Here is a 26297-nt window from a genome sequence, read left to right as displayed (position 1 = left end):
TTGACACGGAGTTTACGATGTCCCGTATGTATGTTTTCGCCGTCGCGTTATTCAGCGTGGCAGCCAGCGGCCAGCTTGCGGCCGCTGGTATTAATAGTTTTTCCCAAGCGAAAGCCGCTGGCGTAAAAGTGAATGCCGACGTCCCCGGCGACTTTTATTGCGGCTGTAAAATCGACTGGCAGGGTAAAAAAGGCGTTATCGATCTGGAATCTTGCGGCTACAAAGTGCGTAAAAATGAGAACCGCGCCAGCCGGGTCGAATGGGAACATGTGGTCCCGGCATGGCAGTTCGGCCACCAGCGCCAGTGCTGGCAGGATGGCGGGCGTAAAAACTGCGCCAAAGATCCGGAATACCGCAAAATGGAAAGCGATATGCATAACCTGCAGCCTGCGGTCGGCGAGGTCAATGGCGATCGCGGCAACTTTATGTACAGCCAGTGGAACGGCGGCGATGGACAGTATGGTCAATGCGCCATGAAGGTCGATTTCAAAGATAAAGTCGCCGAACCGCCGGTACGCGCCCGCGGCTCGATCGCCCGCACCTACTTCTATATGCGCGACCGCTATCAGCTAAATCTTTCCCGCCAGCAAACCCAGCTATTTACCGCCTGGGATAAGCAGTATCCGGTGACCTCCTGGGAATGCGAGCGCGATGAGCGAATCGCCAAAGTTCAGGGCAACCATAATCCTTACGTCCAGCAGGCTTGCCAGGCGCAAAAGAGCTAACCTACACTAGCGGCAATTGTTAATTTGCAGCCGCCGCCTTCCCCGCCGAGGGGAAGGCGCAATCTGCGCGAAGAACGGAATATCAAGCATGCGCATCCCCCGCATCCACCACCCGGAACGCATTACCCCCGGCAGCCACATCGCCCTCAGCGAAGACGCAGCCAACCACGTTGGCCGCGTCCTGCGCATGAGCAAAGGCCAGGAAATACAGCTATTTGATGGCAGCAATCAGGTTTTCGACGCGGTCATCACCGAAGCGGGCAAGAAAAACGTCATGGTCGAGGTTATCCGCGGCCAGATCGACGATCGTGAATCTCCGCTGCATATCCATCTCGGCCAGGTGATGTCACGTGGCGAAAAAATGGAATTCACCATCCAGAAATCGATCGAACTTGGCGTAAGCCTCATAACGCCACTGTTTTCCGAGCGCTGCGGCGTTAAACTGGATGCCGAACGCTTGCAGAAGAAGATTCAGCAATGGCAGAAAATCGCTATTGCCGCCTGCGAACAGAGCGGCCGTAACATCGTGCCGGAAATACGCCCGGCGATGCAGCTGGAAGCCTGGTGCGCCGAGGAAGAAAACGGCCTCAAGCTCAACCTGCACCCGCGCGCCAGCGCCAGTATCAATACGCTGCCGCTGCCGGTTGAACGTGTTCGCCTGCTGATTGGCCCGGAAGGCGGCCTGTCGGCGGAAGAGATAGCGATGACCGCTCGCTACCAGTTTACTGATATCCTGTTGGGACCGCGCGTTCTGCGTACTGAGACTACCGCGCTCACCGCCATCACCGCGCTGCAGGTGCGTTTTGGCGATCTGGGCTAAAATCTGGCGCAACGTTCCGCAAACACGACAGCGCTAATGGAGAGAACAATGATCAAGCTCGGCATCGTGATGGACCCTATCGCATCCATCAACATTAAAAAAGACACCAGCTTCGCGATGTTGCTGGAAGCGCAGCGTCGCGGCTATGAACTCCATTATATGGAGATGAACGACCTGTACCTCATCAACGGCGAATCCCGCGCCCGTACGCGCACGCTGAGCGTCGAGCAGAATTACGACAAATGGTACGCGTTCACCGGCGAACAGGATCTGCCGCTGGCGGATCTCGACGTTATCCTGATGCGTAAAGACCCGCCGTTCGATACCGAGTTTATCTACGCCACCTACATTCTCGAGCGCGCCGAAGAAAAAGGTACGCTTATCGTCAACAAGCCGCAGAGCCTGCGCGACTGTAACGAAAAGCTGTTTACCGCCTGGTTCTCCGAACTCACCCCGGAAACGCTGGTGACCCGTAATAAAGCCCAGTTGAAAGCATTCTGGGAGAAACACGGCGATATCATTCTCAAACCGCTGGACGGTATGGGCGGCGCCTCAATCTTCCGCGTGAAAGCGGGCGATCCGAATCTCGGCGTCATTTCCGAAACCCTGACCGAACTGGGTAGCCGCTACTGCATGGCGCAGAATTATCTGCCAGCCATCAAAGACGGCGACAAACGTGTGCTGGTTGTGGACGGCGAACCGGTGCCATACTGCCTGGCGCGTATCCCGCAGGGCGGTGAAACGCGCGGCAACCTGGCCGCCGGCGGCCGTGGCGAAGCGCGTCCGCTGACCGAAAGCGACTGGGAAATTGCCCGCCGCGTCGGCCCGACGCTAAAAGCCAAAGGCCTTATCTTCGTCGGCCTGGATATCATCGGCGATCGCCTGACCGAGATTAACGTCACCAGCCCGACCTGCGTGCGCGAAATCGAAGCCGCTTTCCCGGACGTGTCGATTACCGGCATGCTAATGGACGCTATCGAAAAACGTATCAATAAATAAGTACTGGGGCGGGCAAATGCCCGCCCGCCAGGCGTCTTCCGGCACCGGTAAAATAAAGTGCATCGACACGTTTCTACTTTACCCGCATACTGGGTGTTGTTTTTTTAAACCAGGAACAGAACCTCTGACAATGAATTTACAGCATCACTTTCTGATTGCCATGCCTGCGCTACAGGACCCTCTTTTCCGTCGCTCCGTCGTCTATATCTGCGAGTACAACGACGATGGCGCCATGGGCATTATCATCAATAAGCCGCTGGAAAATTTGCAGGTGGAAGGGATCCTGGAAAAACTGAAAATCGCGCCGGTGGCGCGCAACCCGGAAATTCGCCTGGATAAACCGGTGATGGTCGGCGGCCCGCTGGCGGAGGATCGCGGTTTTATCCTGCATACGCCGCCGTCTGATTTTTCCTCCAGCATCCGTATCTCCGACAACACGGTGATTACCACCTCACGCGACGTGCTGGAAACTCTCGGTACCGATAAACAACCGAGCAACGTGCTGGTCGCGTTGGGCTACGCGTCGTGGGAAAAAGGGCAACTGGAGCAGGAAATTCTCGATAACGCCTGGCTTACCGCGCCGGCCGATCAGAATATTTTGTTTAAAACGCCGATTGCCGATCGCTGGCGCGAAGCGGCCAAACTTATCGGTATCGATATCGTGACGATGCCTGCCGACGCGGGGCATGCATAATGAGCGGTACCTTTCTGAGTTTTGATTTTGGCACCAAAAGCATCGGCGTCGCCGTTGGGCAGCGCATTACCGGCACGGCGCGTCCGCTCCCGGCGCTGAAGGCGCAGGACGGCAAGCCGGACTGGAACATCATCGAAAAGCTGCTGAAAGAGTGGCAGCCGGAAGCGGTGATTGTCGGCCTGCCGCTGAACATGGACGGCACTGAACAACCGCTAACCGCGCGCGCACGTAACTTCGCCAATAAAATTCATGGCCGCTTCGGCGTAAAAATCACTCTCCACGACGAGCGTTTAAGCACCGTCGAAGCCCGCGCCGGGCTGTTCGAACACGGAGGTTTTCGCGCACTCAATAAAGGCAGCGTTGATTCCGCCTCTGCCGTGGTTATCCTCGAAAGCTATTTCGAACAAGGATACTGATCGGTAGCTCTGGGATGAAAGCGAAGCATAGATTCGCTTTTGCGCCGGGTGGCGGCTTCGCCTTACCCGGCCTACAAAACTTCCGCTGGCATCACCCATAGGCCCGCGCAAGCGTAGCCCCGCCGGGCAATCATGGCAGCGGACGCGGAGCCGCTTTCGCGCCGGGTGGCGGCTTCGCCTTACCCGGCCTACAACCCCTCGCTGGCATCACCCGTAGACCCGCGCAAGCGTAGCGCCGCCGGGCAATCAGTGACGCAGATGTTCATTCGCCCAGCTCACTGCCTGGGTACGGTTCTTCACGCTCAGCTTACGGAACACATTGTACAGATGAGTACGTACGGTGTTTTCGCTGATAAACAGCGCGCGAGCGATATCCATATTTGTTGCGCCACAGCGCAGCTCGTTGAGGATCTCACATTCACGCTCGGTCAACGGTGAGTTCTCCGTCGGCGCCGTGACCTGATCCGCAGAATACAGCGCCGGGTGCATCACGCTCAATTCAGCCGTCTGTTCACCATTCAATACGGCTTTGACGCCCTCAATTAAGCGCGATTGGTCATCGTCATGACGGAATACGCCATATAACGCAGGCCATTGCGCCATTTCGTACAACTCATACTTTTGCGCGCTATTGATAATCAATAAACGCGGATTATCTGCCTGTACGCGAATAATATCTCGCCACACGCTATTCAATTTCTTATTGGAAACAGCAATATCAAACAATATTACGGAATCTTTTGCCAGGCGTTGAGTTAGCGGTTTGTTGATATTATGCAGAGTTACGTTTACGGATAGCTTCTCAGTCAACCACGTCGCAAATGCATTACTCTGAATGGACGGATGAGTAATGAAAGTCACCTGACGCGAATGCAGTAAATTCTCCGATAAATTAATCACTTGAAACTCTCCTTAGCAGTACCCCGCCATCTTAGCGGTTAAATTAACTGAAAATTAAACGTTCAATAATGTATTTATATTTTCAAATACATTTTGGTTATTGAAACATCATTTCATGAGAATCTTCCTATTCCCGTAAACAGCATAAATCGAACCCCGCAAAAGTGTCAAAAGGTAATCCCACTTTTTTCCTGGTTAAGCGGGGTAAATGTAAGCCCGCTGTCATAACATTCATTATTTAGGCTTAGGTCGTACCACTTATTTGTATTATAAAAACATTTATCAAAACATTAATTGAACACTGAATTAACAATTTAATGAATACCATCTTAGTTTCATCACTACGAGGGGGATAACTCACCTGCCGCTGCACGTTGTTGAAAACTCTGCGCAAAGGTTTGCATCCCAGCCTGCTGGCTGGTTTGCATCACGCCGGGTAGTTGATGCGTTTTCCCTTCGCGGATCAAATTTGCCACCGCCGGCGTGTTCACTAAAAGTTCGTATAGCGCAACCCGGCCGCCAGAAGCATTTGGCAACAATTTTTGCGCCGCCACGGCGCATAAACTCCCTGCCAGCTGGCTACGAACCGGCTCTTTTTCTTCCGCTGGAAACACATCCACCAGCCGCTCGATGGCCTGCGCCGCGCTGCGGGTATGCAGCGTCGCCATCACCAGGTGCCCGGTTTCGGCTGCGGTCAGCGCCAGGCGGATGGTTTCGCTATCGCGCAGCTCGCCTAATAAGATGACGTCCGGGTCCTGACGCAGCGCCACGCGTAGCGCCGCCGCGAAAGAGGAGCAATGGCGGCCGATTTCGCGCTGCTGGATCAGGCAGTTTCTGCTGGCGTGAATAAACTCCACGGGATCCTCAAGGGTTAAAATATGACCATGGCGATGTTGATTGAGGTAGTCCACCATCGCCGCCAGGGTGGTCGATTTGCCGCTACCGGTAGCGCCGGTAACCAGGATCAAACCACTCTCTTCATTTAGCAGTTCGCTAAGCGCGGCGGGCGCGCCCAAATCAACCAACTGCGGGCATTGCTGCGGCAACAGACGCAAAGCAAGCGACAGGCCGCGCGCGTGGGCAAAAGCGCTGGCGCGCAGCCGAGGCCCGTTCGGGAGGGCCAAAGCGAAGTCAACCTGACCATCGGCACGCCACTGCGCCAGCTGTGGGTCGTTAAGCCAGCGAGTGAGGATTTTCTCAACATCCGGCGAAGTAAAGGGCGCAGGCTCAAGCTTTCCCAAACGACGCCAGCGCGGCGGATACGCGCTGCACAGGTGTAGATCGGAGACGTTATGCTTTACACTAAGGGCCACGATTTCTTCCAGCTCCATAACTGATCCTCGGAATATGAACGATATTGCGCATAACCTGGCACAGGTCCGGGATAAAATCTCAGGCGCTGCCGCCCGCTGCGGCCGCGCTCCAGAAGAAGTTACGTTGCTTGCAGTGAGTAAAACCAAACCTGCGAGCGCTATCGAAGAAGCAATGGCCGCAGGACAGCGGGCATTCGGCGAAAACTACGTCCAGGAAGGGGTGGATAAAATCCGCTATTTCCAGCAGGCGGGCGTCAGCGGTCTGCAATGGCACTTCATCGGCCCGTTGCAGTCCAACAAAAGCCGGCTGGTGGCCGAACATTTTGACTGGTGCCACACCGTCGACCGGTTGAAAATCGCCACCCGCCTGAGCGAACAACGTCCGGCGGATCTAGCGCCGCTGAACGTGCTGATTCAAATCAACATCAGCGATGAACAGAGTAAATCCGGTATCCCGCTGGCGGAGCTTGACGCTTTAGCCGCCGGTGTCGCCGCCTTACCGAACCTCCAGCTTCGCGGGTTAATGGCCATTCCGGCGCCAGAGTCAGAGTATGAAAGGCAGTTTGCCGTCGCCCAACAAATGGCGGTAGCATTCGCGCAACTGAAAACGCTCTACCCTTCGGTTGATACGCTCTCTCTGGGCATGTCGGATGACATGGAAGCCGCTATCGCGGCGGGAAGCACTATGGTGCGCATCGGGACCGCAATCTTCGGCGCGCGCGACTACAGCAAAAAATAAGGAATCTGAGGAACGCCATGAAGACGTTGACCTTCCTGCTCTCAACGGTCATTGAACTCTACACAATGGTCATGTTGTTACGCGTCTGGATGCAGTGGGCGCGCTGCGACTTTTACAATCCGTTTTCGCAGTTCGTGGTGAAAGCCACCCAGCCTATCGTCGGGCCGCTGCGCCGGATTATCCCGGCAATGGGGCCGCTGGATAGCGCCTCCCTGCTGGTCGCCTTCGTGCTCTGCGTTATCAAGGCGATCGTGCTGTTTATGGTGGTCACCTTCCAGCCGATTATCTGGATTGCCGCGGTGCTGATCCTGCTGAAAACCATCGGTTCGCTGATTTTCTGGGTGCTGCTGCTGATGGCTATTATGAGCTGGGTAAGCCAGGGCCGCAGCCCGGTGGAATACGTGCTGATGCAGTTGGCTGACCCGCTGCTGCGTCCGATTCGCAACCTGCTGCCATCCATGGGCGGCATCGACTTTTCGCCGATGGTGCTGGTGCTGCTGCTGTACGTGATTAATATGGGGATCGCCGAGCTGCTGCAAGCTACCGGCAATGTCCTGCTTCCGGGGCTGTGGATGGCGCTATGAGTGCCGTTGAAGTCTGTGCTGACGGGCTGGTGCTCAGGCTGTATATTCAGCCAAAGGCCAGCCGCGATAGCCTTGTTGGTCTGCATGGCGACGAGCTCAAAGTCGCCATCACCGCCCCCCCCGTCGACGGCCAGGCAAATGCCCATCTGGTAAAATATCTCGCTAAACAGTTCCGCGTCGCGAAAAGCCAGGTGCTTATCGAAAAAGGCGAACTAGGCCGTCATAAACAGGTAAAAATCATTCACCCGCAGCAGATCCCGCCCGCCGTCGCGGCGCTGACTGACTAAACAGGATTGAATATGCAAAAAGTTGTACTCGCTACCGGCAACGCCGGTAAAGTTCGCGAGCTGGCCTCGCTGCTGGAAGATTTTGGTCTCGACGTCGTCGCCCAGACCGAGCTTGGCGTCGATTCCGCCGAAGAAACCGGCCTGACCTTTATCGAAAACGCGATCCTCAAAGCGCGTCACGCCGCGCAGGTCACCGGCCTGCCGGCCATCGCCGACGATTCGGGTCTGGCGGTGGATGCGCTGGGCGGCGCGCCGGGAATTTACTCCGCTCGCTACTCGGGTGAAAACGCCAGCGACCAGCAGAATCTGGAAAAGCTGCTGGATGCTCTGCAGGATGTGCCCGATGAGCAACGTCAGGCCCAGTTCCACTGCGTGCTGGTGTATCTGCGTCATGCCGAAGACCCGACGCCGCTGGTATGCCACGGCAGCTGGCCGGGCGTGATTACTCGCCAGGCGGCAGGTAACGGCGGCTTTGGCTATGACCCAATTTTCTTTGTACCGTCCGAGGGTAAAACCGCGGCGGAGCTGAGCCGTGAAGAGAAAAGCGCCATTTCCCACCGCGGGCAGGCGCTGAAACTGTTACTGGAAGCATTACGTAATGGCTAATTTGCCGCCTCTGAGTCTTTATATTCATATCCCGTGGTGCGTGCAGAAGTGCCCGTACTGCGATTTCAATTCGCATGCGTTAAAGGGCGAAGTGCCGCACGACGACTACGTCCAGCACCTGCTTGCCGATCTGCGCCACGATGCGCCATACGCACAGGGACGTGAAATTAAGACTATTTTTATCGGCGGCGGTACGCCGAGCCTGCTTTCCGGCCCGGCGATGAAAACCCTGCTTGATGGCGTGCGCGCCTGCCTGCCGCTGGCGGCGGATGCGGAGATCACCATGGAAGCCAATCCGGGGACCGTGGAGGCCGATCGCTTCGTTGACTATCAGCGTGCCGGCGTCAACCGTATCTCCATCGGCGTGCAGAGCTTTAGCGAGCCCAAATTGCAGCGTCTGGGACGTATTCACGGCCCGGAAGAGGCAAAACGCGCGGCGCGGCTGGCGAGCGGCCTCGGGCTGCGTAGCTTTAACCTCGATTTAATGCATGGCCTGCCGGACCAGTCGCTGGAAGAAGCGCTGGATGACTTACGCCAGGCGATCGCGCTGAATCCGCCGCATCTGTCGTGGTATCAGTTGACTATTGAACCGAACACGCTGTTTGGTTCGCGTCCGCCGGTGTTACCGGATGACGATGCTCTGTGGGATATTTTCGAACAGGGACATCAATTGCTGAGCGCCGCAGGTTATCAGCAGTACGAGACCTCCGCTTACGCCAAACCAGGCTATCAGTGCCAGCACAATCTCAACTACTGGCGCTTTGGCGACTACCTCGGTATCGGCTGCGGCGCACACGGCAAAGTGACCTTCGCTGATGGCCGCATTCTGCGTACGGCAAAAACCCGTCACCCGCGCGGCTACATGGAAGGCCGTTACCTGGAGCGTCAGCACGACGTGGAGGCGGCGGATAAACCGTTCGAGTTCTTTATGAACCGCTTCCGCCTGCTGGAGGCCGCGCCGCGCGCGGAGTTCAGCTTGTATACCGGACTTGATGAGCTGGTTATCCGTCCGCAAATCGATGCCGCCATCGCCGAAGGCTATCTGCTGGAAGATGCGCAAAACTGGCAGATTACCGAGCACGGTAAGCTGTTTTTAAATTCGCTGCTGGAGCTGTTCCTCAGCGAAGAGTAATCCCTGCGGGCGGCGCATCGTCGCCCGTATCTTCCCCCTACATCCTCTCCCGCTACGGTCAAATCGACTGGCGTTTTTTTGTTCGCTTATTTGCTGCGAATCACAAAATCCGATCGACTTTTTTCCTTTTCTTGACTCATTTTTTGCGCAGTGGTAATCCTGCTTCATCGGTTGAGCAAATGTAAAACCGACGTATCCTACATGTGAATTATTGGTAACTCTGATTAAAAAAGTCTCTGTAACGTCGGCGCAACCCGGCGGGCTTAAGCCTATAAAAAAGAGGGTAACACAATGAATTACCGTAATATTTTTATCACACTCGCCGCACTAACCGGCACCGTCACGGCTTCAGCCTGGTCTGCAGAGTCCGCCACCGTGGCCTTTTTAATGCCCGATCAGGCCTCTACCCGCTATGAGCAGCACGACTTCCCCGGTTTTAAGGCGGAAATGAGCAAGCTTTGCGCGGAATGTAAGGTCATCTATCAGAATGCCAACGCCAACGCGTCGCTCCAGCAGCAGCAGTTCAACTCGGTAATCGCCCAGGGGGCGAAAGTGATCGTCCTGGATCCGGTTGACTCTTCCGCCGCCGCCGCGCTGGTCGAAAACGCCCAGGCGCAGGGGGTTAAGGTCATTGCCTATGACCGCCCGGTGCCAAACAAACCGGCCGATTTCTACGTCTCATTTGATAACGAGGGCATTGGCTACGCCATCGCGAAATCTCTCACCGACCATTTGAAAGCGAGTGGCGTGCCGCAGGACGCCGGGGTGCTGCAAATTAACGGTTCGCCAACCGATGCCGCCGCAGGGCTGATCCGCGACGGTATCCATCGCGGATTGAAAGAGTCCGGTTACAAAACGCTGGCCGAATTCGACACCCCGGAGTGGGCGCCGCCGAAAGCCCAGGAGTGGACCGCCGGGCAGGTTACCCGCTTTGGCTACAAAATTAAGGGCGTGGTCGCGGCGAACGACGGTACCGGCGGCGGGGCGATTGCCGCCTTTAAAGCTGCCGGCGTCCAGCCGCTGCCGCCGGTCACCGGCAATGACGCCACTATCGCCGCGCTGCAGCTGATCATCGCCGGCGACCAGTACAACACCATCTCCAAGCCATCGGAGATCGTTGCCGCAGCGGCGGCCAAAGTGGCGGTTGATTTTATTCAGGGCAAAAAACCGCAGGCCAGCACCACCCTGTACAACACCCCTTCCCAGCTATTTACCCCGGAAGTGGTGACCGCCAAAAACATCAAAGCGGAAATCTTCGATAAAAAAATCCAGACCTGGGATCAGGTGTGTAGCGGCGAATACGCCGCCGCCTGCCAGAAGTTAGGCATCAGCAAGTAACCTGTGACCCTGCGCCCGCCGCGGCGGGCGTGATTTCGCCATTATTGAGGTCGTTTTGTATGCCGCAACAACAACACAACTCCGCCGCCGGGCGGCCAATACTGCAACTGCGCAACGTCTCTAAACATTTTGGCGCGGTGTCGGCGCTGACGGATATCGAATTAGAAGTCCACGCCGGCGAGGTGGTCGCGCTGGTCGGCGACAACGGCGCGGGCAAATCCACGCTGGTGAAGATCCTCGCCGGCGTCCACCAGCCGACCTCCGGCACCATTGAGTTTGACGGCAACCCTGTCACCCTCGATAGCCCCGGCAAAGCGCTGGAATACGGTATTGCCACGGTGTTTCAGGATCTGGCGCTGTGCGAAAACCTTGATGTGGTGGCAAACCTGTTTCTGGGCCATGAAATTTCGCCGTTCCAGCTTGATGAAGTAGCGATGGAAGTGAAAGCCTGGACGCTACTGCAGGAGCTGGCGGCACGAATTCCATCAGTACGCGAACCGGTGGCATCGCTTTCCGGCGGCCAGCGGCAGACCGTCGCCATCGCCCGTTCGCTGCTGCTGAATCCTAAAATCATCATGCTCGATGAGCCTACCGCGGCGCTGGGCGTCGCGCAGACCGCGGAAGTGCTCAACCTGATTGAGCGCGTTCGCGAGCGCGGGCTTGGTGTCATCATCATCAGTCACAACATGGAAGACGTTCGCGCCGTCGCCGACCGTATCGTGGTGCTGCGTCTCGGGCGCAACAAAGGGATCTTCACGCCCGATGCTTCTAATCAGGATCTGGTCGCCGCGATCACCGGCGCGACGGAAAACGCCGTCTCGCGCCGGGTTGAACGTAAATCACAGCCCACGACTTCCGGAGCGATGTAATTTTATGAACAGTAAGACCGCATCCCACACCGCGCTGGACCGCAGCGATGAGCGCGTTCGTCACGACGAGGGCCTGTTCGGCGCCCTGCGCGCGCAGATAACCCGCATCAAAACCGGCGATCTCGGCACCGCGCCGGTGATCGCCGGGCTGATTGTGATTTCCCTGGTCTTCACCTTCCTCAATCCGGTCTATATCGCGCCGAATAACCTGGTGAACCTGCTGTTTGATTGCGCGACGGTCGGGTTTATCTCGCTCGGCATCGTCTGCGTTTTGATGCTTGGCGAGATAGACCTGTCGGTCGGCTCGATGAGCGGCCTGGCATCGGCTATCGTCGGCGTGCTGTGGGTGAACGCAGGATGGCCGCTGGCGGGAGCCATCGCCGTGGCGCTGGCCTGCGGCGTGGCCGTCGGGCTGGTCTACGCGCTGCTGTATAACCGCGTCGGGATGCCGAGTTTCGTCGCCACCCTCGCCGGCCTGCTGGCGCTGCTGGGCATGCAGCTGTATATCCTCGGGCCGAGCGGCAGCATTAACCTGCCCTACACGTCGCCGCTGGTACGCTTTGGCCAACTGCTGGTGATGCCCGGCTGGTTCTCACACCTGATGGCGCTGCTGCCGGGGCTGGCGATTATTGTCTTTGGCCTGAAAAAACGCTCGCGGCGCCTGGCGGCCAATCTTTCCGCCGAGGGGGTCAGCTCGCTACTGGCGCGCGCGATCGCGCTGACGATTATCTTCGAGGCCGCGGTGCTTTACCTCAATCAGGGGCGCGGTATTCCGTGGATTTTCGGTCTCTTCGTCGCCTGCGTGATGATCCTCAACTACGCGCTGAAACGGACAAAATGGGGCCGCTCAATGTTCGCGGTCGGCGGCAACCGTGAAGCGGCGCGCCGTTCGGGGATTAACGTACGGGCGATTTATGTGAGCGCTTTCGTCCTGTGTACCACGCTTGCGACCTTCGGCGGCATTCTCGCGGCGTCACGACTGGCCTCCGCCAGCCAGCAGGCCGGCACCGGCGACGTCAACCTCAACGCCATCGCCGCGGCGGTGATCGGCGGCACCAGCCTGTTCGGCGGACGCGGCAGCGCCTGGTCCGCGCTATTGGGGATCATCGTGATTCAGTCGATTTCAAATGGGCTGACGCTGTTGAACCTGCCGTCATCGCTGCGCTATATCATTACCGGCGCGGTACTGGCGATTGCGGTTATCATTGATTCTCTGGCTCGCCGTTCACGCGTGTCGCACGGCCGGGCCTGAGTGGAGAAGAGCGCGGCCCAAAGCTATGCGGGCCGCGAAATCTTGATTATTTTAACGAGCCAACCAGCGCTTTGCGGCTCTCTTCCAGCGAGACCACCCGGCTGCAGACATCTTTGCCAAACTGCTGGAAATCCGCTTCCTGGTTTTTCCACTCATCCTGGATTGCGGTTTGCAGGCCGCCAAGACTGCCGAGAATGCCCTGCAGCGGGTTGCCGCCGCCTTTGAGCACCGCTTTGGCGCCCATCTCGTTAATGCTGTCCTGCAGAATGCCGCCCATCGCCTGATTCACCAGCTGTTGGCCATCGGCGCGAACCTGGTCGATAGCTTTATAGTGGAAAGTCAGGCCATCGCTGCGACGTTCGATAATGCGGTTCATCTGTTCTTTCAGCTGCGCGTCCAGCTTGGTCAGGCGGCTATGCATACTGCTGCTGGCGCCGACCTGCTCGGTGATGATTTTATCCAGCGCCTTGCGGCCCTTCTCGACGCGCGAGCGCGCGCCGTCGTCAATCCACGGCAGGCTGCTGCGCAGACCGGCCTGATAATCTTGCGCCTGTTCGCGCTGGGCGGCGCTAAGGGCATAGGCTTTACCGTTAAAAGTCAGATTGCCGTCCGGCTTAATCACCAGATCGCCGTTTTCCCCCTTCACCTGCACCTGCTGCGGGCTGAGGATCACATCGTCACGCGGCGTGACGCTACACTGGTAGTCCGCGTGGGCAGACAAAGCGGTGACGGAAAGCGCCACCGCCAGCAGCGTTTTGCGCATCTTTTTACTCCCTTAAGACAAATCGGGCCGGCAATTGCCGACCCTTGTCAAACTTAGTCCCACCAGACGTCAAAAAGTTCGCTGGTGCGCACATCCGCTAATTTACGATCTTCCAGCCACTTACGAACGATGGCCTGATGCTCTTCGGTGCATTTACCGATTTCCTGCATGCAGATGAGCCCTTCCCACGAGAGATAGCCGCTGCCGTCAAAGGCCAGTTTGTTCGGCTCAATGACCTCTTCGATCAGATCGTTGACCGTCTGGTCGATCTGCTCTTCGCTGGTCCCTTCCGGGAAACGCCAGGCTACGGAGAAACCTAACTCCTGAAACTCGTCGATATGCATTTTTTTACGCAGACGACGGCTACGATTCTTGGCCATTATTTCACCCTCTCGAACATTAAGTCCCATACGCCGTGGCCAAGACGATGGCCACGTTGTTCAAATTTGGTTACCGGGCGCGATTCCGGGCGCGGTACGTAATCGTTACTTTCCGACAGGTTACGATAGCCTTCCAGCGAAGACATCACTTCCAGCATATGCTCGGCATAGGCTTCCCAGTCGGTCGCCATATGGAAGACGCCGCCCAGCTTCAGCTTGCTTTTTACCAGCTCGGCGAAAGGCGGCTGCACGATACGACGTTTATTATGACGCGCTTTATGCCACGGGTCAGGGAAAAACAGCTGCACCATATTCAGCGAGTTATCCGGGATCATCGTGTGTAGCACTTCGACCGCATCGTGACACATTACGCGCAGATTTTGTACGCCTTCTTCTTCCGCGGACGCCAGGCATGCGCCGACGCCCGGCGAGTGCACTTCAATACCGAGGAAATTTTGCTCCGGTTTAGCTTTCGCCATCGCCACCAGCGAGGCGCCCATACCGAAACCAATTTCTAAGGTGACCGGCGCTTCGCGGCCAAACAGGGCGGCGAAATCGAGCGGCGCATCGTTGAATTCAACGCCCATCACCGGCCAAATGTTATCCAGCGCATGCTGCTGCCCTTTCGTCAGGCGGCCCTGGCGACGGACGAAGCTACGAATACGGCGCAGCGGGCGACCGTTTTCATCGAATTCCGGAGAAATGACGTCGTTTTTCATAAAAGTTAAGTCTGCTTGTGAATGTGTTCGGAAAACGGGCATTATCCAAAGTTACCCGGCGGATGCAAGGGTTTACAGCCACTCGCCCTTGTGCTGCAATCTGCCACCCTGTAATCGCGATTCCGGAGCCGTAGCTTTGACTTTTCTCGCCGCGCAATTTTCAGCCCAGGTCCTGGACTGGTACGACAAATACGGCCGTAAAACCCTGCCCTGGCAAATCGCCAAGACGCCTTACAAAGTATGGCTCTCCGAAGTGATGTTGCAACAAACCCAGGTCACCACGGTTATTCCCTATTTTGAACGCTTTATGGCGCGTTTCCCAACGGTTGTTGATTTAGCCAACGCGCCGCTGGATGAAGTGCTGCATCTGTGGACCGGCCTTGGCTACTACGCGCGGGCGCGCAATTTACATAAAGCCGCGCAGCAGGTCGCCACGCTGCACGGCGGCGAGTTCCCGCAAACCTTTGAAGAGGTGGCCGCGCTGCCCGGCGTCGGGCGCTCGACGGCGGGGGCGATTTTATCCCTTTCGCTCGGTCAGCATTATCCGATTCTCGACGGCAACGTGAAGCGGGTACTCGCCCGCTGCTATGCTGTGAGCGGCTGGCCGGGGAAAAAAGAGGTGGAAAAACGGCTGTGGGAAATAAGCGAAGAGGTGACGCCGGCGCAGGGCGTAGAGCGCTTCAACCAGGCGATGATGGATCTCGGCGCGATGGTTTGCACCCGCTCGAAGCCGAAATGCGAACTGTGCCCGCTGAGTAACGGCTGCGTGGCCTACGCTAACCATTCATGGGCGGAATATCCGGGGAAAAAACCGAAGCAGACCATCCCGGAGCGCACCGGCTACTTCCTGCTGATGCAGCACGGCGACGAGGTGTATCTCTCCCAACGTCCGCCGGTAGGTTTATGGGGCGGATTGTTCTGTTTTCCGCAGTTTGAGGATGAAGCCGGGCTACGCGAGTGGCTAGCGCAGCGTCAGATAAAGGCCGATAATCTGACGCAATTAACCGCCTTCCGCCACACTTTCAGCCATTTCCACCTGGATATTGTGCCGATGTGGCTTACAGTGCACTCATCTGGCGCATGCATGGATGAAGGTAACGCACTCTGGTATAACTTAGCGCAGCCGCCATCGGTCGGACTGGCGGCCCCCGTGGAGCGCTTGTTGCAACAGTTGAAAGCCGGAACGCCGGTCTAGTTTTTTCGGCTATAAAAGAGGATTGATTATGAGCAGAACGATTTTTTGTACTTTCCTGCAGCGTGAAGCGGACGGCCAGGATTTCCAGCTGTATCCGGGCGAGCTCGGTAAGCGCATTTACAACGAAATTTCCAAAGAGGCCTGGGCGCAGTGGCAGCATAAGCAGACCATGCTGATCAACGAGAAAAAACTCAGCATGATGAACCCGGAGCACCGCAAGCTGCTGGAACAGGAGATGGTGCAGTTCCTGTTTGAAGGGAAAGACGTTCACATCGAAGGCTACACGCCGCCGGAACAACAGTAAGGGCCTCACGGCCTTTACCAAACAAACACAACACGCACTCCCGGAATGATGAAAAAATACTTAGCGCTCGCGCTGATTGCGCCACTGCTCGTGTCCTGTTCCAGTTCCAATAAAAAAGGCGCCGAATATAACGAGGCCTGGGTCAAGGACACTAACGGATTCGATATCCTGATGGGCCAGTTTGCCCATAACATCGAGAACATTTGGGGGTATAACGAAGTTCTGCTCGCCGGGCCGAAGGACTACGTAAAATATACCGATCAATATCAAACCCGTAGCCACATCAACTTTGATGCCGGTACGATTACCGTCGAGACCATCGCCGGAACCGATCCGCAAGGAAGGTTACGCCAGGCGATTATCAAAACCCTGTTGATGGGCGATGACCCCAACTCTATCGACCTCTATTCCGACGTCGATGATATTCAGATTTCCAAAGAACCGTTCCTCTACGGCCAGGTCGTCGATAACACCGGTGAATCCATCCGCTGGGAGTGGCGCGCCGCGCGCTATGCCGATTATCTGCTGCAAACCCGCCTGAAGAGCCGTAACAACGGCCTGCGCATGATTTATAGCATCACCATTAATCTGGTGCCTAACCACCTCGATAAACGTGCGCATAAATATCTCGGTATGGTGCGCCAGGCCTCGCGTAAATACGGCGTAGATGAGTCGCTGATCCTTGCGATAATGCAGACAGAGTCGTCGTTTAACCCCTATGCGGTGAGCCACGCGGATGCCATGGGGCTGATGCAGGTCGTTCAGCACAGCGCGGGGAAAGACGTCTTCCGTTCGCAGGGCAAATCCGGCCTGCCGAGCCGCAGCTATCTGTTTGACCCGGCGAATAACATCGATACCGGTACCGCCTATCTGGCGATGCTGAACAACGTTTATCTCGCCGGCATCGATAACCCCACCTCGCGTCGCTACGCGGTGATCACCGCCTATAACGGCGGCGCCGGCAGCGTACTGCGCGTCTTCTCCAGCGATAAAGTCCAGGCGGCGAACATCATTAACAGTATGGCGCCAGGCGACGTCTACCAGACGCTCACCACCCGCCATCCATCTGCCGAATCGCGCCGTTATCTGTATAAAGTTAACACCGCGCAAAAAAGTTATCGCCGTAAGTAACGCTTCTCCCCCACAGGCCCGGGCATCGCACCGGGCCTCTCTTTTTTTATGACATACTTGGTAATATCTTTCGATTTTCTGCGGCAGTTAACAGAAGCTTGCAATCGCTAAATGATAGAATTACATCAAAATAACGTTGGTTATGTTATTTAAAACACATAACAAGCCCACATTCGTGAGGATAAATACATGAATCTTAAGCTGCAGTTAAAAATACTGTCGTTCCTGCAGTTCTGCCTTTGGGGGAGTTGGCTAACCACGCTCGGCTCGTACATGTTCGTCACCCTGAAGTTTGACGGCGCGGCCATCGGCGCGGTGTATAGCTCGCTCGGTATCGCCGCCGTTCTGATGCCAACGCTGCTCGGGATCGTCGCCGATAAATGGATCAGCGCCAAATGGGTGTATGCCATCTGCCACCTGGTCGGCGCGTTAACGCTGTACCTCGCGGCGCAGGTCACCACGCCAGGCGAGATGTTCCTCGTGATCTTGCTTAACTCGCTGGCCTATATGCCGACGCTTGGCTTGATCAACACCATCTCCTACTACCGCCTGCAGTCGGCGGGGCTGGATATCGTGACCGATTTCCCGCCAATTCGTATCTGGGGCACCATCGGCTTTATCCTCGCCATGTGGGGCGTCAGCTTCTCTGGCTTCGAACTTAGCCATATGCAGCTTTATATCGGCGCGACGCTGTCGGTCTTGCTGGCGCTGTTCACCCTGACGCTGCCGCATATTCCGGTCGCCAACGCCCAGCGCAACCAGAGCTGGACCGAGATGCTCGGCCTGAACGCCTTTGCGCTGTTTAAAAACAAGCGTATGGCAATCTTCTTTATCTTCTCCATGATGCTCGGCGCCGAACTGCAGATCACCAATATGTTTGGCAACACCTTCCTGCACAGCTTCGATAAAGACCCGCTGTTCTCCGGTAGCTTTATCGTCGAGCACGCATCGGTATTGATGTCGATTTCGCAGATCTCCGAAACGCTGTTTATTCTGACTATCCCGTTCTTCCTTAGCCGCTACGGCATTAAGAACGTGATGCTGATTAGTATCGTGGCGTGGATGCTGCGCTTCGGCCTGTTCGCCTTCGGCGACCCGACGCCGTTCGGTACCGTCCTGCTGGTGCTGTCGATGATCGTCTACGGCTGCGCCTTCGACTTCTTCAACATCTCCGGTTCAGTGTTCGTTGAGAAAGAGGTTCGTCCGGAAATCCGCGCCAGCGCCCAGGGTATGTTCCTGATGATGACCAACGGCTTCGGCTGCATCCTTGGTGGGATGGTGAGCGGCAAAGTTGTCGAGCACTTTACCGTTGAGGGGATCACTAACTGGCAAAGCGTGTGGCTGATTTTCGCCGCCTACTCGCTGGTGCTGGCCTTCGCTTTCGTGGCTCTGTTTAAGTATCAACACGTCAGACAGCCTGCCGCCGCGCGCCAGAACGCCTGATTGTCATTGCCCGGAGGCGGCGCGTTGCGCCCTCTCCGGGCTACCAAATCGCACAGCGCTGTAGCCCCGGTAAGCGGCAGCGCCACCGGGGGTTTTGAGGCCATTGGTACCGGCCGTTTCAGCCAGCACGATGATTAAATTAAAGGCAGGCCGCACGGACCGTAGGCCGGATAAGGCGCCAGCCGTCATCCGGCAAAATACGCGCACAATGCCTGGTCCCGGTTTACGCTTTCAACACATACCCATACAACCGCTTAATACCATCGGCATCCGTTTCGCTATAAACCCCCTGCAGCTCCGGCGAAAAGCCCGGCAGCATATTGACTCCCTCTTCCAGCGCAAGGAAGTAGCGCAGCACCGCGCCGCCCCAGATCTCGCCCGGCACCACGCACAGCACGCCCGGCGGATACGGTAGCGCCCCTTCCGCCGCGATGCGCCCTTCGGCCTCGCTCAGGCGCACCAGCTCAACGTTACCGCGGATAAATTCGCGGTTGGCGTCCTGCGGGTTCATTACCACCGGCGGGAAACTCTGCTTGCGGAACATCGCCTTTTGCAGGTCTTTAACATCAAAACTGACGTACAGATCGTGCATTTCCTGACACAGCTGGCGAATGGTGTAATCGCGGTAGCGAACCGGGTATTTGTTGTAAATCGTCGGCAATACCTCAGCAAGCGGCGAATCCGCTTCGATATGCTGTTCGAACTGGGCCAGCATCGCCACCAGTCGCGCCAGTTTCTCCGCACTTTCCGCCGGCGTCAGCAGGAACAAAATCGAATTGAGATCGCACTTCTCCGGCACGATGCCGTTTTCGCGCAGGTAGTGCGCCAGGATGGTCGCCGGGATGCCAAACTCGGTATAGTCTCCGCTATCGGCATCGATACCCGGCGTGGTCAGCAGCAGCTTACACGGATCGACAAAGTATTGATTGTCAGCATAACCGCTAAAGCCGTGCCAGCTCGCGCCCGGTTCGAAGCTAAAGAAGCGCCGTTCGCTGGCGATAGTCGCCGTCGAATGCTCCTGCCACGGTTTCCCGCCGACCTGCGGCGGCACAAACGGCCGCAATAATTTACACTGCGCCAGTATCGCTTTACGCGCTTCGATACCCAGCTCAACGCACTCCGCCCACAGCCGCCGACCGCTCTCTCCTTCGTGGATTTTGGCATTCACATCGAGCGAGGCGAACAGCGGATAAAACGGACTGGTGGAAGCATGCAACATAAAGGCGTTATTCAGCCGCTTATGCGGGCAGAAACGCGCCTGGCCGCGCAGATGGTTATCTTTCTTGTGAATTTGCGAGGTCTGCGAAAAACCGGCCTGCTGCTTATGCACCGATTGCGTCACAAAAATGCCCGGATCGTTTTCATTGAGATCCAACAGCAGCGGCGAGCAGTCAGCCATCATCGGGATAAACTGCTCGTAACCGACCCACGCCGAGTCAAACAGGATGTAATCGCAGAGATGGCCGATTTTATCCACCACCTGGCGCGCGTTATACACCGTGCCGTCATAGGTGCCCAGTTGGATCACCGCCAGGCGGAACGGGCGCCGCGCGTCGGCTTTTTCCGGCGCCGCCTCGCGGATCAGCTCGCGCAGGTAGGTTTCATCAAAGCAGTGGTCGTCGATGCCGCCGATAAAGCCGAACGGGTTGCGCGCGGCTTCCAGATAGACTGGCGTTGCCCCGGCCTGGATCAGCGCGCCATGGTGGTTTGATTTATGGTTGTTGCGATCGAACAGTACCAGATCGCCGCGGGTCAGCAGCGCATTGGTCACGACCTTGTTCGCCGCGGAAGTGCCGTTAAGCACGAAGTAGGTTTTATCGGCATTGAAGACTTTTGCCGCAAATTTCTGCGCGTGCTTCGCCGAACCTTCATGGATCAGCAGATCGCCGAGCTTGACGTCGGCGTTGCACATGTCAGCGCGAAAAACGTTCTCGCCGAAAAACTCGTAGAACTGGCGGCCCGCGGGATGCTTTTTAAAGAACGCGCCATGCTGATGACCGGGACAGGCGAAAGTGCTGTTTTCCATCTCAACGTACTGGCTAAGCGTATTGAAAAATGGCGGCAGCAGTTTCTCTTCATAGCCGCAGGCGGCCGCTTCCAGCTCCAGCCACTCCTGCTCTTTGCCGCTAATCACCGCGACGACTCCTCCCGGCTTATCCGTTTGCGTTTCGCTAAACAGATAGACCGGCAGATTGAATCCGCTGCGCTTGAGCAGGGCCAGGATACCGCTGCGGCTATCCGCCGCGGTGATGACGACCGCTGCCGCATCGGTAAAATCAGTGCTGTCCAGCGCCACAACCTGGCGATGGGTAGACAGACGGGAGACCAGCTCGCAGCTGGCGGCAATGTGCATAGATTTCATAAGCGCAAATGCCCGTATCGGGAGTGTAAAAATCTCAGGCAAAGGTGGAGACTTGCCCAACGATGTGTCCGGGTCTGACGGAATTCAGCTCCGACCGCCGGACATCAGTAAAAGCAGACGCGTCCGATCTTACTGTTGTCCTACAGTGAGCATACGTGGCCTTCACCGCATGGTGAACAGGGAGAGTGAGGAACGAGGCAAACCACGCAGCAGTACGCAGCGGCAACGGCGATGTAATGGCGATGTCGTCATCCCGGCGGCCTCAGGGTAAGGAGGTGAAAATCCGCGCAATCATGGCACCTTTCCGAAAGTGGCGCAAGATGAAATCCATATGCATTCTCCCCACGGATCCGCAAGCCTTCGCGGCAAAACATGGTCATAATAATGCGGACATCAGGAATAATTAACAGGAGTTTACTTTGGTTATAGGGCCATTTATTAACGCCAGCGCGGTGCTTGCCGGCGGCGTATTGGGCGCGCTACTGAGCCAACGATTGCCGGAACGGATCCGCACCTCGATGACCTCGATTTTCGGGCTGGCATCACTGGGGATTGGTATTTTACTGGTCATCAAGTGCGCCAACCTGCCGGTGATGGTGCTGGCGACGCTGGTCGGCGCGCTACTCGGCGAAGTGTGTAATATGGAGAAAGGCATCAATACTCTGGTGAGCAAACTCCAGCAACTATTGTCGCCAAAGGGCAGGAAAAAGGCCTCGGCCCACGAGTCTTATATTCAGAGCTACGTGGCGATCATCGTGTTGTTTTGCGCCAGCGGTACCGGCGTTTTTGGCGCCATGCGCGAAGGAATGACCGGCGACGCCAGCATCCTTATCGCCAAAGCGTTTCTCGACTTTTTCACCGCCACGATTTTCGCCTGTACCCTGGGGCTGGCGGTGTCGGCAATCTGTGTGCCGATGCTGCTGATTCAGCTCAGTCTGGCGGCCTGCGCCTCGCTTATCATGCCGCTGACCACGCCGATGATGATGGCAGACTTCAGCGCCGTCGGCGGTATGCTGCTGGTGGCGACCGGCCTGCGTATCTGCGGGATTAAGATGTTCGCAGTGGTCAATATGCTCCCCGCCCTGCTGCTGGCAATGCCGATTTCGGTCGCGTGGACGGCCTTTTTTGCCTGACGACGCGTGCTTTTACGGCAAAGTGGTGATAGATTGTGCAGTCTGCTGCGAAATTTATAAATTTCGTTGACGAGGCGCGGTGAATCAGGTTTAATGCGCCCCGTTGCCCGGATAGCTCAGTCGGTAGAGCAGGGGATTGAAAATCCCCGTGTCCTTGGTTCGATTCCGAGTCCGGGCACCACTATTTAAAGAACCCGCCCAAAAGGCGGGTTTTTGCTTTTCTACGGCCGGACTCTTCATCGAACTGCGTTCGATTATTCGCCGCAACGCGGCTCACCCCTTCGGGGCCAGCGCGACAAGCGCGCTGTTCAACGCCTGCGGCGTTAGTCCGAGTCCGGGCACCACTTATTCAGAGAACCCGCCCAAAAGGCGGGTTTTTGCTTTTCTACGGCCGGACTCTCCATCGAACTGCGTTCGATTATTCGCCGCAACGCGGCTCACCCCTTCGGGGCCAGCGCGCGGTTATAACCAGTTGAGATAGTTATAAAATAACATCGGGTCATTCAAACCAAGTTTCTCTTTGAGTTTTGAGTGATAATATGAAACTTGTTTCCGGTTAAGATTCAAAGTATTGCATATAGAGCCAATGGTTTTAATTCCCCGGGTCATCAGTAAAACAGCATGCGCCTGTTGGGTTAACCCTTCCCCGTTGCAAATTGAATAATAATACGAAATTAATACTTTAATTTGTTTTGAATTATCAACCAGTAATATTTTACGCCACTCATCTATTGATGAACGTTTTGATACAAAGAACAAAGACGCATCTCCCTGAACGATTCTATCGCTCAGTATGATGATTGAGGCATCCCTGCGTTCATAAATCAAATGAATCATATATAATAAAGTATAGACACTAAGGAAACCAAGCTCCTCAAGTATATATATTTTACTTTTTTCACCCAGTCCAAGCTCATCATACATCGTATCAAGACCCAATTTTACATATTGATTCTTGACATAAAAATGATATTCCATCGTCAAAGCACAATGTATAACAGATAAGTCATCATCAATTTTAATCATTCTGAAATTCATTGTTGTTGTTGATTCTTTTTTTATTACAAAGCAAACTAATAAAGCGCTTCGCTTTCTATTGTGAAGAATAGATAGTTTTCTGATTGGTTTACACTGAAAAGTCATTTCTTATTCTTATTCACTTTAGTTATGCCTTAATTTAGAGATTTTATTTCATATTAAGTTATCCTACTCGTCTTAGCGCGAAAGAAATAAACCATTAATATAAAAGGATTTTTTAATGATCGAAGAAAAAGAAAGTGGCTCAAAAAAATAATCATTACTTTATAATTAATGGTCGTGTTAAATTTATTCCATTTCGCAGAACAATAGAGGACATGAATACTGGAACAAAACTTAAACTTCATGTTCCAGCAAGCCTTTGTCTGGATAGATTATTAAAAAACCAAGGACGTCTTGTATCTCAGGATGAGCTAATCCTGTACGCCTGGGGCTTGAAGCGAGAGTCCACGGTGAGTTCTAATACTTTTTATCAGTGCATACTACATCTACGTAGAAAACTGGCACAGCTGGAATTATGTGATGTTATTGAAACCGTCCCACGTCATGGTATTATTTTTAACAATAGTGTCAGTGTATTAATTACGCAGGATACCCCCCCGGCGTTTCAACTCAATGAGAGTAATCAAACACCAGAAGGCACAGCGGAAAAGGATATAGAACCAGTGCCGTCCGTTGAAATCGGCAAAAAACACTTCACCGAGGAGATACCTGTATCGCTTCCTCCCGAATTTGGTTCTGATATGGTCCTCACGTCAACGATTCAGGTTGCGAAAAAGAATAGATTACAAATAAAAACCCGCTACGTTTTATTCACCGGAGCTATATTATTAATACTGATAACCGTATTGGGATTCATATACATAAGCTTCACTAATGATAATATATTCAAATCTTATAACCAACTCTCATCCACGAACTGCTTCATCTACACTATAGATGATCAATATTCTGAAAATGAAATTAAAAACATAATGAAAAGTGTCGGGTTACCCTGCTTTAATAAAGAGAACGTTTTTTTACCGTATCTCCGATGCAATCAAAAATAAACATAATCAACTGCGCTACATATAATAAAAAACAACAAGACTGTCGCTCCGTTACCATAGCGAGAGAATTAGAGGAAACACCATGAGATATAAATCCATTTTATGCTCACTTGCATGTTTAGGCGCTTTTGCAGGGGTATATTTTTATTTACCTTCTCCATTTAATACCGACAGTGCTATTTCATGCCATAGCCGCCATACTCTCATTAACAATGATTTTAAATTAGATGCAAGTTATGGCTTTATTTTTGGCGGTAATAAAGGCGAGTTAACAATGTATGGTTATGCGGTAGACAATGGTGTTCGGATAAATATCAGGAGAGTGATTAGTTTTACCTATACAAGAATGGATGATATTTATACTTTTCACAGTAAAAGAGTAGAGAAGTTTTACGGAGATAACAGTGAAAAAGGAAATGTAAATATTCATCTCCCCGAATTTTTTTATCAGACAGGAAAAGATCTTACCATACAACTCAAGCGGGATGGCTTCAATATCCCGATAATTTTCGTGCATCGCATGCCTGTTTTTTATTGTAATCAATCAGGTTAATGTATTATCAACACGATATATTTTACTGGTCACCAGTCAGCAATTGTGGGAGTCGATTCCGCGACGTCGTCGTGAGATCGTTGAGACGCCACGCGGATATTAATGATAATAAACCGGACGCCTTCTATTACCTCCGGTTGCTTTTCCTCTCCCGGTCCAGGGGGACGCATCTGGTATGACGCCCCCCTGGTGACTTTAGTTTTGACATACGGTGATTCGCCAGCATAAGCCCCATCTGGCTATCTTTCCCTAAGCGCTTCACCAACCTTGTTAAATGGTTTAATCAGGTACTGAAGGATTGTCTTTTTGCCGGTCTTGATATCTACACTCGCCACCATCCCAGGAGAAATAAAGTGCTGTTTATTATCTTTAGTTTGCAAATGGTCCTTCGTGGTTCTGATATAAACACGATAAAAAACAACTTCCGGTTTTTGAGGATCGGAAATCGTGTCAGGTGAAATTGTTACCACCTCACCATCCAGTCCCCCATAGATTGAGTAGTCATAGGCGGTGATTTTGACGATCGCACGCTGTCCTGGATGAATAAAAGCGATATCACGTGGCAATATTTTAGCCTCGATAAGTAATCGGTCATCAAGGGGAACGATGTTCATGATAGTTCCATTTGGGGGAATGACGCCACCAATAGTGTTAACTTCAATATTTTTCACAATGCCCCTGACTGGAGAAGTGATGGTCGATTTTTTCAGTAGATCGCGCTGACCGATGATCTTCTGATATAACGAATCAACTTCTCCGGAAATTCTCGATAGTTCCTCTCCAGATTTTACCTGATAGTTGTAGTTTAGCTCTGATTCTTTCATATTCAGATCGACGAGCTGCTTCCTGAGTCTGATAACATCAACTTTACTTGACGCCCCCTGGGCCATAAGTCGAGTGTTAATCGCGAGTTCGTTATTCAATAATACTCTTGACGCCTGAATATCTTTCATCGACGCGATATAATTATTTTTCCGCGAAGTATAAAGCACCATTTCTCTATCGGTGATTTCTGCAAAATCATGTAATTCATCAGGAAAAACTAAAGGACGATTGCTAATCTCCGCCAAAAGTCTAACTTTGCTGGCCAATAGCGCCCGATATTTGGATTCAGATTCCATCACTGCAGCCTGGGTTCTTATCGTATCCAGATTAGCAATAATATCCCCCACCTGAACTATCTGTCCTTCAGTAACGTTGATTCTATCGAGAATCCCACCATCAAGAGATTGAATGATCTTCTCTTTCGAGCTGGGGATAACCCTCCCATCGCCTTTCGAGACTTCATCAATACTAAACATAGAAGCCCACAGCAAAAATACGCTGAGAAAAAATATAACGCTGAGCAATATATACAATGCCCGGCTAGTCTTAACGCCGCCATGCGTGTCGGCAAGCGTAAACTCGTCAGTCTCTCGTACCCTATGAGTCGCATCCTTATCCGTTGTAAAAAAAACATTCTTACAAAAGTCCTTTGTAAGTATAAAATTCTTTTTTACTTTTCCTGGTATATTTTTCATTAAAAACCATCATTTAAAATAGCTGGGCAAAAT

General features: G+C 54.1%; 28 protein-coding genes and 1 tRNA gene. 21 read left to right on the top strand and 8 right to left on the bottom strand.

Annotated features, from left to right (window positions below; all coding sequences use genetic code 11):
* Positions 1 to 17 precede the first annotated feature (17 nt).
* From endA to ruvX, 5 genes are all read left to right on the top strand, one after another.
* Entirely contained in the window at positions 18 to 725 is a 708-nt protein-coding gene (gene endA / locus ABLV78_RS03930) for a deoxyribonuclease I (protein WP_045392065.1), read from the top strand.
* Positions 726 to 813: 88 nt separating this feature from the next.
* A complete protein-coding gene (rsmE, locus tag ABLV78_RS03925) occupies positions 814 to 1545 on the top strand; it encodes a 16S rRNA (uracil(1498)-N(3))-methyltransferase (protein ID WP_015369736.1) in 732 nt (243 codons plus the stop codon).
* Between the two features lie 48 nt (positions 1546 to 1593).
* Complete coding sequence (gshB, locus tag ABLV78_RS03920; protein WP_045392071.1) at positions 1594 to 2544, top strand: glutathione synthase; 951 nt, start codon at positions 1594 to 1596, stop codon at positions 2542 to 2544.
* A gap of 130 nt (positions 2545 to 2674) precedes the next feature.
* Positions 2675 to 3238 (top strand): YqgE/AlgH family protein, encoded by a 564-nt coding sequence (locus tag ABLV78_RS03915; RefSeq protein WP_045392076.1) that lies wholly within the window; start codon positions 2675 to 2677, stop codon positions 3236 to 3238.
* The gene (gene ruvX / locus ABLV78_RS03910; RefSeq protein ID WP_015369733.1) at positions 3238 to 3654 is read left to right on the top strand and encodes a Holliday junction resolvase RuvX; all 417 of its coding nucleotides are present in this window, start codon (positions 3238 to 3240) and stop codon (positions 3652 to 3654) included. Before ABLV78_RS03915 ends, ruvX begins: the two co-directional genes overlap by 1 nt.
* Before the next feature lie 246 nt (positions 3655 to 3900).
* Here ruvX and ABLV78_RS03905 read toward each other — a convergent pair whose 3' ends face one another.
* Complete coding sequence (locus ABLV78_RS03905; protein ID WP_047044084.1) at positions 3901 to 4554, bottom strand: LuxR C-terminal-related transcriptional regulator; 654 nt, start codon at positions 4552 to 4554, stop codon at positions 3901 to 3903.
* A 341-nt stretch (positions 4555 to 4895) separates the two neighbouring features.
* Positions 4896 to 5885 (bottom strand): type IV pilus twitching motility protein PilT, encoded by a 990-nt coding sequence (locus ABLV78_RS03900; RefSeq protein WP_047044086.1) that lies wholly within the window; start codon positions 5883 to 5885, stop codon positions 4896 to 4898.
* A 16-nt stretch (positions 5886 to 5901) separates the two neighbouring features.
* Between ABLV78_RS03900 and ABLV78_RS03895 the strand changes: the two genes are divergently transcribed.
* The 8 genes from ABLV78_RS03895 to ABLV78_RS03860 all read left to right on the top strand — a co-directional run bounded on the left by ABLV78_RS03895 (position 5902) and on the right by ABLV78_RS03860 (position 12674).
* Positions 5902 to 6606: a YggS family pyridoxal phosphate-dependent enzyme gene (locus tag ABLV78_RS03895; protein WP_047044088.1), complete on the top strand. Its 705-nt coding sequence runs from the start codon at positions 5902 to 5904 to the stop codon at positions 6604 to 6606.
* 17 nt (positions 6607 to 6623) lie between these two features.
* Complete coding sequence (locus ABLV78_RS03890; RefSeq protein ID WP_015369729.1) at positions 6624 to 7190, top strand: YggT family protein; 567 nt, start codon at positions 6624 to 6626, stop codon at positions 7188 to 7190.
* A complete protein-coding gene (yggU, locus tag ABLV78_RS03885) occupies positions 7187 to 7477 on the top strand; it encodes a DUF167 family protein YggU (RefSeq protein WP_015369728.1) in 291 nt (96 codons plus the stop codon). The genes ABLV78_RS03890 and yggU overlap by 4 nt, the downstream gene beginning before the upstream one ends.
* 12 nt (positions 7478 to 7489) lie before the next feature.
* The gene (locus ABLV78_RS03880) at positions 7490 to 8083 is read left to right on the top strand and encodes an XTP/dITP diphosphatase (RefSeq protein ID WP_047044090.1); all 594 of its coding nucleotides are present in this window, start codon (positions 7490 to 7492) and stop codon (positions 8081 to 8083) included.
* Positions 8076 to 9215 carry a radical SAM family heme chaperone HemW gene (gene hemW / locus ABLV78_RS03875; protein ID WP_047044092.1) on the top strand — a complete coding sequence of 380 codons (1140 nt, stop codon included), beginning with the start codon at positions 8076 to 8078 and terminating at the stop codon, positions 9213 to 9215. The genes ABLV78_RS03880 and hemW overlap by 8 nt, the downstream gene beginning before the upstream one ends.
* A gap of 291 nt (positions 9216 to 9506) precedes the next feature.
* Entirely contained in the window at positions 9507 to 10553 is a 1047-nt protein-coding gene (locus ABLV78_RS03870) for an ABC transporter substrate-binding protein (protein WP_088389781.1), read from the top strand.
* A gap of 59 nt (positions 10554 to 10612) precedes the next feature.
* Positions 10613 to 11422 carry an ATP-binding cassette domain-containing protein gene (locus ABLV78_RS03865; protein WP_004181271.1) on the top strand — a complete coding sequence of 270 codons (810 nt, stop codon included), beginning with the start codon at positions 10613 to 10615 and terminating at the stop codon, positions 11420 to 11422.
* Between the two features lie 4 nt (positions 11423 to 11426).
* The gene (locus ABLV78_RS03860; protein WP_047044097.1) at positions 11427 to 12674 is read left to right on the top strand and encodes a sugar ABC transporter permease; all 1248 of its coding nucleotides are present in this window, start codon (positions 11427 to 11429) and stop codon (positions 12672 to 12674) included.
* Between the two features lie 46 nt (positions 12675 to 12720).
* On the opposite strand, the gene ABLV78_RS03855 is transcribed toward ABLV78_RS03860, so the two are convergent.
* From ABLV78_RS03855 to trmB, 3 genes are read right to left on the bottom strand one after another with little or no spacing between them, the layout of a single operon-like run.
* Positions 12721 to 13437 (bottom strand): YggN family protein, encoded by a 717-nt coding sequence (locus ABLV78_RS03855; protein ID WP_015369723.1) that lies wholly within the window; start codon positions 13435 to 13437, stop codon positions 12721 to 12723.
* Positions 13438 to 13490: 53 nt separating this feature from the next.
* The gene (locus tag ABLV78_RS03850) at positions 13491 to 13817 is read right to left on the bottom strand and encodes a YggL family protein (protein WP_015369722.1); all 327 of its coding nucleotides are present in this window, start codon (positions 13815 to 13817) and stop codon (positions 13491 to 13493) included.
* Positions 13817 to 14536 (bottom strand): tRNA (guanosine(46)-N7)-methyltransferase TrmB, encoded by a 720-nt coding sequence (gene trmB / locus ABLV78_RS03845; RefSeq protein WP_045392086.1) that lies wholly within the window; start codon positions 14534 to 14536, stop codon positions 13817 to 13819. Before trmB ends, ABLV78_RS03850 begins: the two co-directional genes overlap by 1 nt.
* 136 nt (positions 14537 to 14672) lie before the next feature.
* Between trmB and mutY the strand changes: the two genes are divergently transcribed.
* From mutY to ABLV78_RS03825, 4 genes are all read left to right on the top strand, one after another.
* Complete coding sequence (gene mutY / locus ABLV78_RS03840; RefSeq protein ID WP_045392088.1) at positions 14673 to 15731, top strand: A/G-specific adenine glycosylase; 1059 nt, start codon at positions 14673 to 14675, stop codon at positions 15729 to 15731.
* A gap of 28 nt (positions 15732 to 15759) precedes the next feature.
* Positions 15760 to 16035, top strand: coding sequence for an oxidative damage protection protein (locus tag ABLV78_RS03835; protein WP_045392090.1), 276 nt, complete (start codon positions 15760 to 15762; stop codon positions 16033 to 16035).
* Positions 16036 to 16083: 48 nt separating this feature from the next.
* Positions 16084 to 17166 carry a membrane-bound lytic murein transglycosylase MltC gene (gene mltC, locus ABLV78_RS03830; RefSeq protein WP_045392092.1) on the top strand — a complete coding sequence of 361 codons (1083 nt, stop codon included), beginning with the start codon at positions 16084 to 16086 and terminating at the stop codon, positions 17164 to 17166.
* A gap of 189 nt (positions 17167 to 17355) precedes the next feature.
* Positions 17356 to 18609, top strand: a complete 1254-nt coding sequence (locus tag ABLV78_RS03825) for a nucleoside permease (RefSeq protein WP_045387267.1) — start codon at positions 17356 to 17358, stop codon at positions 18607 to 18609.
* A 223-nt stretch (positions 18610 to 18832) separates the two neighbouring features.
* Here the strand turns inward: ABLV78_RS03825 and ABLV78_RS03820 are convergent, their stop codons facing one another.
* The gene (locus ABLV78_RS03820; protein WP_047042940.1) at positions 18833 to 20971 is read right to left on the bottom strand and encodes an ornithine decarboxylase; all 2139 of its coding nucleotides are present in this window, start codon (positions 20969 to 20971) and stop codon (positions 18833 to 18835) included.
* A 419-nt stretch (positions 20972 to 21390) separates the two neighbouring features.
* Here ABLV78_RS03820 and ABLV78_RS03815 point away from each other — a divergent pair, with 419 nt between their 5' ends.
* Together ABLV78_RS03815 and ABLV78_RS03810 are read left to right on the top strand one after the other, a co-directional pair.
* Positions 21391 to 22104 (top strand): DUF554 domain-containing protein, encoded by a 714-nt coding sequence (locus ABLV78_RS03815; RefSeq protein ID WP_047042944.1) that lies wholly within the window; start codon positions 21391 to 21393, stop codon positions 22102 to 22104.
* A gap of 105 nt (positions 22105 to 22209) precedes the next feature.
* Positions 22210 to 22285: transfer RNA gene (locus tag ABLV78_RS03810), tRNA-Phe, on the top strand.
* Between the two features lie 281 nt (positions 22286 to 22566).
* Here ABLV78_RS03810 and ABLV78_RS03805 read toward each other — a convergent pair.
* Positions 22567 to 23130, bottom strand: a complete 564-nt coding sequence (locus tag ABLV78_RS03805; protein WP_047042948.1) for a hypothetical protein — start codon at positions 23128 to 23130, stop codon at positions 22567 to 22569.
* 251 nt (positions 23131 to 23381) lie between these two features.
* Between ABLV78_RS03805 and ABLV78_RS03800 the strand changes: the two genes are divergently transcribed.
* Both ABLV78_RS03800 and ABLV78_RS03795 read left to right on the top strand, forming a co-directional pair.
* On the top strand, positions 23382 to 24191 hold the full coding sequence (locus tag ABLV78_RS03800; RefSeq protein ID WP_165430586.1) for a winged helix-turn-helix domain-containing protein: 810 nt from the start codon (positions 23382 to 23384) through the stop codon (positions 24189 to 24191).
* Positions 24192 to 24273: 82 nt separating this feature from the next.
* Positions 24274 to 24744, top strand: coding sequence for a YqeJ family protein (locus tag ABLV78_RS03795; RefSeq protein ID WP_080957272.1), 471 nt, complete (start codon positions 24274 to 24276; stop codon positions 24742 to 24744).
* 239 nt (positions 24745 to 24983) lie between these two features.
* On the opposite strand, the gene ABLV78_RS03790 is transcribed toward ABLV78_RS03795, so the two are convergent.
* Complete coding sequence (locus ABLV78_RS03790; RefSeq protein WP_047042957.1) at positions 24984 to 26264, bottom strand: beta-barrel domain-containing protein; 1281 nt, start codon at positions 26262 to 26264, stop codon at positions 24984 to 24986.
* Positions 26265 to 26297: the final 33 nt, after the last annotated feature.

The organism is Klebsiella sp. CN_Kp075 (genome assembly GCF_040065055.2).
GTDB classification, from domain to species: Bacteria; Pseudomonadota; Gammaproteobacteria; order Enterobacterales; family Enterobacteriaceae; genus Klebsiella; species Klebsiella aerogenes.
The sequence above is the reverse complement of the archived record's forward strand: the minus strand, read 5'-3'. Positions and strand labels throughout refer to the sequence as shown.